At 72.6% G+C, this 6,895-nt stretch carries 7 protein-coding genes; 1 reads left to right on the forward strand and 6 read right to left on the reverse strand.

What is annotated here, in order from left to right; translation table 11 throughout:
* Positions 1-181: 181 nt before the first annotated feature.
* The 6 genes from AB0H87_RS35430 to AB0H87_RS35455 all read right to left on the reverse strand — a co-directional run bounded on the left by AB0H87_RS35430 (position 182) and on the right by AB0H87_RS35455 (position 6,090).
* Positions 182-775, reverse strand: a complete 594-nt coding sequence (locus AB0H87_RS35430; protein ID WP_360155992.1) for a helix-hairpin-helix domain-containing protein — start codon at positions 773-775, stop codon at positions 182-184.
* Between the two features lie 37 nt (positions 776-812).
* Positions 813-1,037, reverse strand: a complete 225-nt coding sequence (locus AB0H87_RS35435; RefSeq protein WP_360155995.1) for a DUF2997 domain-containing protein — start codon at positions 1,035-1,037, stop codon at positions 813-815.
* Positions 1,034-1,489 (reverse strand): hypothetical protein, encoded by a 456-nt coding sequence (locus AB0H87_RS35440; protein ID WP_360155998.1) that lies wholly within the window; start codon positions 1,487-1,489, stop codon positions 1,034-1,036. Before AB0H87_RS35440 ends, AB0H87_RS35435 begins: the two co-directional genes overlap by 4 nt.
* A gap of 15 nt (positions 1,490-1,504) precedes the next feature.
* On the reverse strand, positions 1,505-3,148 hold the full coding sequence (locus tag AB0H87_RS35445) for an AAA family ATPase (RefSeq protein ID WP_360156001.1): 1,644 nt from the start codon (positions 3,146-3,148) through the stop codon (positions 1,505-1,507).
* A 43-nt stretch (positions 3,149-3,191) separates the two neighbouring features.
* Complete coding sequence (locus tag AB0H87_RS35450; RefSeq protein ID WP_360156004.1) at positions 3,192-5,270, reverse strand: PQQ-dependent sugar dehydrogenase; 2,079 nt, start codon at positions 5,268-5,270, stop codon at positions 3,192-3,194.
* Positions 5,271-5,607: 337 nt separating this feature from the next.
* On the reverse strand, positions 5,608-6,090 hold the full coding sequence (locus AB0H87_RS35455) for a hypothetical protein (protein WP_360156007.1): 483 nt from the start codon (positions 6,088-6,090) through the stop codon (positions 5,608-5,610).
* Between the two features lie 52 nt (positions 6,091-6,142).
* On the opposite strand from AB0H87_RS35455, the gene AB0H87_RS35460 reads away from it, so the two are divergent.
* On the forward strand, positions 6,143-6,895 hold a 753-nt coding region (locus AB0H87_RS35460; RefSeq protein WP_360156010.1), incomplete at its 3' end, for a PHP domain-containing protein.

A 6,895-nucleotide genomic window follows, 5' to 3' on the forward strand; every position in this document is an offset into this window, starting at 1 on the left:
GCCGAGAGTACGACGTTGACGGGGAGGCAGCCATTTACGGCAACGACGACGCCAAGGGCTTCCTCGACGAGATCAACCCGGGCAACTCGGTGAAGTGCAGCCCTGTACCCAGACCGCCGTGCGTACGCCGGGGCCCTCCGCCGTGGTGGTCGCCAGGTATCTCGCGACGTCGACGTGTGGCTCAGACATCGACGATGCGCCCGGGATGGCCGGCCGGGCCCGGCGGCGGCGGTGGCGGTGGCGGCGGGACCGGCGGCAGGACCGGGTTGGCGACCACCAGCGGGAGAACCTGGACGTACTCGTGCGGTGCCAGTCCGAGCGCGTCGCTGAAGTCGAAGACGTCCGTGAAGCCGCCGCGGCGGTCCCGCTCGGCGATCGCCCGCGCCGCGCGGGCATGGTCGAAGTGGGGCAGCGCGGCGAGCTGCCCGGCGTCGGCCGAGTTGACGTCGACGAGCGCGGCCGGCGCGGTCGTCGGGTAGCCGGGCGGCGGCGCGGCCGGCTCTGGCCACGGGTCGTCGTCCGACCGCGCGCGCAGCCATCCCGCGTTGACGACGAAGGCGTGCACGATGGTCACCAGCCAGACCGCGATCAGCGCTCCGACGGACCAGTTGCTCAGGGCGGTGTTCTCGTCGCTCTCCCCGACCACGATGAAGACCGGCACGGAGACGGCCAGGTAGACGATTCCGCTGATCCAGACCGACCGCCGGCCCATGACGAAGCCGATGACGATCAGCGCGGCCGAGCCCAGGCAGCCGAAGCCGAGGATCGGGAACATCAGCCAAAGGCTGCGCGCCAGCCGCGACCAGAAGCTGTCACGCCCGGTCGACATCGGGCACCGCTTCCGTCGCGGTCGTCTCGACGCGGGTGCGCGCGTGGTGGTAGTCAGGCGTCCAGGCGCTGGACACCGTGGTCGCGTCGAGCAGGTCCTCCAGCACCGCGATGTAGTCGATGCACGCCCGGCCGTGCACACCGTGGGTCTCCGCGGTGACGGTGCCGTCGGCGGCCACCACCACCGTGACGGTCTCGCGCCGCGTCATGCCCGGTCCTCCCGCTCCACCGCGAAGACCAGCCGCACGGCCGCGTCGTCGGCGACCGTCTCGGATTCGAGCCGCAGCCCGGCCGCCAGGGCCCGATCCCGCAGCCGCTCGACCACCGCCGCCTGCACCTGCCGGCCGTAGGCCACGTCGAGCCGGCGGACGATCTCGACCGCGCGTGACTCGTCGACGTCGCCGCGGAAGTGCGCCGTCCAGATGCCGTCGGCGCCCCGGGTGAACCGCGACTCGACGCCCTGCCAGGCCGCGTCGACCACGTCGTCGCCGGCGGTGACCACCGCGCCGGTCTCCCGCAGCGCCGCGGAGAGCAGCACGCTGTCGCGCATCCGCGTCGACACCGTGCAGACGGTGCTGGCGCCCCCGCCGCCGCCCGCCCGGGCCTGGATCACCGCGGCGGCCGCCAGCGCCGCCGGGATCAGGATCAGGGACACGCTCATCGCACCCTCCAGCCGCTAGAACTCAACGTGCCGGCCCCCGTGCGGCCGGTGTGGACCGTCGCCGTCCGGGCGGGACCGGGCGGGCGCCACCGCGGTGTCGAGGTCCCAGTCCTCGGCGGCGGTCGCGGCGACGGCGCGGGCGTCGGCCCACGCGCGCACGGCCGCGATCCGCTCGGCCTGGGTGACGCTCAGCGGGACCATGTTGACCAGGGCCCGCACGACGTCGTCCTGGCGCAGCGGCCGCCGTTCGGCGAACGCATCGTAGACCGCGGCGACCAGCGCGTGCTCGATCTCCGCGCCGGAGTAACCCTCGCTGAGGGTGGTCAGCTCGGTGAGCACCTTGTGGTCGACCGTGAGCGCGCCCCCGACCCGCGGGTGGTGCAGCCACCGTCCGAGGTGGACCTCCCAGATCGCGCCGCGCTCGGCCCGGGTCGGCAGGTCGACGAAGAACACCTCGTCGAACCGGCCCTTCCGGAGCAGCTCCGGCGGCAGGCTCTCGATCTCGTTGGCGGTCGCGATGACGAACACCGGCCGGTGCTTCTCCTGCAGCCAGGTCAGGAACGAGCCGAACACCCGCGACGAGGTGCCGGAGTCGTTGGCGCCGGTCGGTGCGAAGCCCTTCTCGATCTCGTCGATCCAGAGCACGCACGGCGCGACGGCCTCGGCGGTGCGGATCGCGCTGCGCATGTTGTGCTCGCTGGAGCCGACCAGCCCGGCGAAGACCCGGCCGATGTCGAGGCGCAGGAGGGGGATGCCCCAGGCGGCGGCGACGGCCTTGGCGGTGAGGGACTTGCCGCAGCCGGGTACGCCCGTGATCAGCACACCGCGCGGCGCCGGCAGGCCGTAGTCGGCGGCGTCGGCCAGCCAGGCGCCCTCGCGGCGGCCGAGCCAGCGCTTGAGGTTCTCGAGCCCGCCGATGTCGGCGAGGCCGAGCGAGGTCTCGATGAACTCGAGCAGCCCCGCCTTGCGTACCGTCTGCCGCTTCTCCTCGAGGATCACGGGCAGGTCGGCGAGGTCGAGGACGCCGTCGTTGACCATGGCCCGGGCGAACGCGTTCTCCGCCTCGTGCAGGGTCAGCCCGAGCGCCGCCTTGGCGAAGCGTTCGCGGCCGCCGTCGTCGAGGTCGATCCGCAGCCGGGGCGAGCCGGCGTTGGCGCGCAGCATGCCCTCGAGGACGGCGCGGATCTCCAGCTCGGACGGCAGCGGGAGGTCGACGACCGTGACGTCCTTCTCGAGCTCGACCGGCACGCGGGTGACCGGCGAGAGCAGGACGAGGCTGCGCGGCACGGCACCGGAGCGGAACGCGGTCGCCACGTCGCGCAGGCGGCGGACGACGCCGGCGTCGCCGTGCTGGCCCTCCGTGCCGAGGAAGGGATGGAGGTCTCGGAAGACCGCGACGACCGGTTGCTGCACCCGCAGGAGCGCGTCGAGCGCGTCGCCGGGATCCTTGGTGTGGCCCTGCGCCTCGCCGTCGTCGCGGCGCAGCCCGTCGGTCAGCGACCAGGTCCAGACCGCCCGCGGGGTGCGCACGAGGTCGGCGTCGCCGGCCACCGCGCGCACCTCGAAGAGCGCCCGTAGCTCCTCGTGCGACTCGATCGACACGATCGGGAAGCGGGCCTTGAGGAGCTGGGCGAGGGTGGTCCGGAAGGGCTGTTCCACGAGACGCAGTCTGCCCTACCCGGACCACCCGGCCCGTGCGTCGTTACGGAGTCGTGCTGGGGGTCAGGACCACCTGGTCGCTGGCGGTCAGGCCGTCGGGGTCGGTGTAGGTCGCCACGAACACGCCCGTGAGGTTGTCGCCGGACCCGTGGCCCGGCGCGGACGTGGTGATGCTGCCGCTGCAGCCCGTGGCCGAGGTGATCGGGTGGCCGTGCTCGTCGTGGCCGAGGATGTAGTTGACGGTGACCGCGGCGCAGTCGACCGGGTCGTTGTCGATCACGTTCACCTGGAACGCGACGGTGTCGCCGAACTCGAACGGCTGGCCCTCGGCGGGCTGCGTCAGCTCGATCTCCGGCGCGCGCGGACCGACCACGAAGGACGGGATCTCCGCGGAGGCGGACCGGCCGGTGCTGTCGGTGACGTTGAGCGTCGGGCGGTAGACGCCGTTCGCGGTGTACGTGTGCGTCGGGTTCGCCTCCCGCGAGTCGACCGTGCCGTTGGCGTCGAAGTCCCACGCGTACCGCAGCGCGTCGCCGTCGGGGTCGACGGTGCCGGCGCTGGAGAACTGGACGGTCAGCGGCGCGTCACCGGCCAGCGGGTCGGCGCTGATCTTCGGGATCGGCGTGCGGTTGCCGCGCACGAAGTCGAACCGGGCGAGCTGGGCGTCGGGGTTCTCGGAGAAGAAGCCGTCGCCGTACTCCAGGACGTAGAGCGCGCCGTCCGGGCCGAACTCCATGTCCATCGGGTTGTCGACCACGAACGAGGGCAGCACCGGCCGGATGTCGGCGACGTTGCCGCGCCGGTCGAGGCGGAACTCCTTGATGTAGTCGCGGGTCCACTCGTAGAACAGCGGCACGCCGTCGTAGTACTCGGGCCACTTCACCCGCGACCTGCTGCGCTTGTCGTACTCGTACGCCGGGCCGCCCATGGGTCCGATGCCGCCCTCGCCGAGGCCGGGGAACTCTTCGGACGGTCCGTAGGAGTACCAGACCTCGGGCTGCTCGACCGGGGGCAGCCGGGTCAGCCCGGTGTTGTGCGGCGACTCGTTGACCGGGCGGCGGCAGTTGAACGGTGCGCCGGACGCGCCGGTGGCGAAGTCATAGTCCACATAGGGCAGATCCGGCTTGACGCAGTACGGCCAGCCGTAGTTCGCCGCCTTGTCGATGCGCATCCAGCGGCCGTGGCCGGCCGGGCCACGCGCCGGGTCGGCCTCGCCCGCGTCCGGCGAGTAGTCGCCGACGTAGACGTCGTCGGTGCGCTTGTCGACCGCGAACCGGAAGGGGTTGCGCATGCCCATCGCGTAGATCTCCGGGCGGGTCTTCGGGGTGCCCGGCTTGAACAGGTTGCCGGACGGGACCGTGTAGCCGCCGTTGGACCGCACCTTGATCCGCAGCACCTTGCCGCGCAGGTCGTTGGTGTTGGCGGAGGTCCGCTGCGCGTCGAACGCCGGGTTGCGGTCGGCCCGCTCGTCGATCGGCACGTACCCGTCGGACTCGAACGGGTTGGTGTCGTCGCCGGTCGACAGGTAGAGGTTGCCCTTGCTGTCGAAGTCGATCTGCCCGCCGACGTGGCAGCAGATGCCGCGGTCGGTGTTGACCTGGATGATCTTCTGCTCGGTGCCGAGGTTGAGCCTGTTGCCCTCCAGCTTGAACCGGGAAAGCTGGAGGTGGCCCTTGAACGGCGCGAAGTCGGCCGCGGTGCCCTCGAACGGCGCGTCGCCCTCGTTGACGTCCGGCGTCGCCGGGTCGTCGGTCGGCGTGTCCAGCACGGGGGAGTAGTACAGGTAGACCCACTTGTTGCGGGCGAAGTCGGGGTCGATCGCGACGCCCTGCAGCCCTTCTTCGTCGTGCTCGTAGACCGGCACGTCCGCGGCGAGGATGTTGAGCCCGGACTTCGGGTCGTGGATGCGCACCTCGCCCGTGCGGGCCGTGTGCAGCACGCGGTTGTCGGGGAGGACGGCGAGGCTCATCGGCTCGCCGGGGAAGTCGTTGAGGGTCACCTTCTGGAAGTTGCTGTCGGCGGGCGGACCGCCGGATGGTGCGGCCGTGGCCGGCGACCACGAGATGGCGCCGCCGGCTACCGCGACGAGCGGCGCGACGACCAGGGCAAGCTTCTTACGCAACTGACGCCTCCTGTGTCTGGGTGGACAGAGGTCACCCGGACCGGGGCAGCGTCACGCGCCGTTCGTCGCCGATACGAAGACACGCCGGACGCACGGCCGGTCCACGGGTGACCAGGCGTTCGTCGGCCGGTGCCACGAGCCGACGAGGTGAGGACGGCGAGACGGGTCGCCCTGCCGGCACATGTCAGTGGGGCCTTTGCCATCGGGCCCGCGCACCGACCAGCGGCGAGGATCTCGCACAGCGTTGTGAGGTTCCGGACCCCCCCATCGATTGATCGGAACATCTCGATCCTGCGGCTACCCTACGCGGGGTGCCGCTCGATGGCCAGCCGAGAGGTCAGCTGCCGCTGCGCTCCAGGGCGTCCAGCGTGGCGTAGGTGACCGTGCCGTACACCAGGTGGGGAATGATGTCGCTGAGCCAGTCGGTGAACGACCAGGTGCGCGGGTCCGACACCCGGGTCCCGGCCAGCGAGCCGTCCGAGAGCACCTGCGCGGTGAGCCCCGCGAGGACCGCGCCGACGGGCAGCGGCGGGCGCCAGCCGGACGCGTAGAGCAGCCCGAAGGCCGCGCCGACCGAGATGCCCGTGAGCGAGCCGGAGAGGCCGCCGAGGCCCTCCAGCCGGTTCCTGCGGCGCGAGTTGGTGCCCGGCACGTCGACCGGAAGGTGCTTGACCAGCGCCTCGACGGTCTGCGCCGGCGCGTCACTGGTGGGGCGGCCGCGCACGGCCATGTCGAGGTAGGTGGTCGCGTCGAGGGCCGCGCAGCCGGCCGCGCCGGCCGCGGCGCCGGCGGTCGCGCCGGACAGCATCCGCAGGTCCATGCCCGCCACCTTCCCCGCATCGGGACGGCCAAACGGGCCTAAGGTCGACGCCGTGACGCTTCCAGCCGACGGGCACGTGCACAGCCAGTGGTCGTGGGACGCGCCGGGCGGGGACCTGATCCGCACCTGCGCCCGGGCGGTCGAGCTGGGCCTGCCGGCGCTCGCCTTCACGGAACACGTCGACCTGACCCCGTGGACGCTCCCGGAGGGCCGGGTCCAGCTCGCTCCACCGTTCGACGTCGCCGGCTACCTCGCGGCGATCGCCGAGTGCCGGGAGCGGTTCCCCACCCTGCGCGTGCTCTCCGGTGTGGAGTTCAGCGAGCCGCACTGGCACGCCGCGCGGCTGCGCGCCCTGCCGGGTCTCGACCGCGTGCTCGGCTCGGTCCACTCCCGACAGACCGCGGCGGACCGGTTCCTGGAGATCAGGGACGCGTACGCCGAGGTGCCGGCGGCCGAGGTGGTCCGGGGCTACCTCGCCGAGGTGGAGCGGATGGTCGCCGGCAGCACCGACTTCGAGGTGGTCACCCACGTGGACTACCCGCTGCGCTACTGGCCGGCGGCGGCCGGCCGGTGCGACATCGCGGCGCACGAGCCGGCATTCCGGGCGGCGCTGGCGGCGATCGCCCGCAGCGGCCGGATCCTGGAGCTGAACACGCGGGCGACGGTGCACACCGAACTGCTCGGCTGGTGGCACGCGGCGGGCGGGCGAGCGGTGAGCTTCGGGAGCGACGCCCACCACCCGGAGGCGCTGGCCCGCCAGTTCCGCGCGGCCGCCACCGCCGCGCGCGCACACGGCTTCCGCCCC

This window comes from Asanoa sp. NPDC050611 (assembly GCF_040654855.1).
Classification (GTDB): Bacteria; Actinomycetota; Actinomycetes; order Mycobacteriales; family Micromonosporaceae; genus Asanoa.

What these genes read in the sequence shown, in the direction of transcription:
- AB0H87_RS35430 (WP_360155992.1), bottom strand. Translation starts at nt 775, where the DNA reads ATGTTCCCGATCCTCGGCTTCGGCTGCCTGGGCTCGGCCGCGCTGATC.
- AB0H87_RS35435 (WP_360155995.1), bottom strand. Translation starts at nt 1,037, where the DNA reads ATGACGCGGCGCGAGACCGTCACGGTGGTGGTGGCCGCCGACGGCACC.
- AB0H87_RS35440 (WP_360155998.1), bottom strand. Translation starts at nt 1,489, where the DNA reads ATGAGCGTGTCCCTGATCCTGATCCCGGCGGCGCTGGCGGCCGCCGCG.
- AB0H87_RS35455 (WP_360156007.1), bottom strand. Translation starts at nt 6,090, where the DNA reads ATGGACCTGCGGATGCTGTCCGGCGCGACCGCCGGCGCCGCGGCCGGC.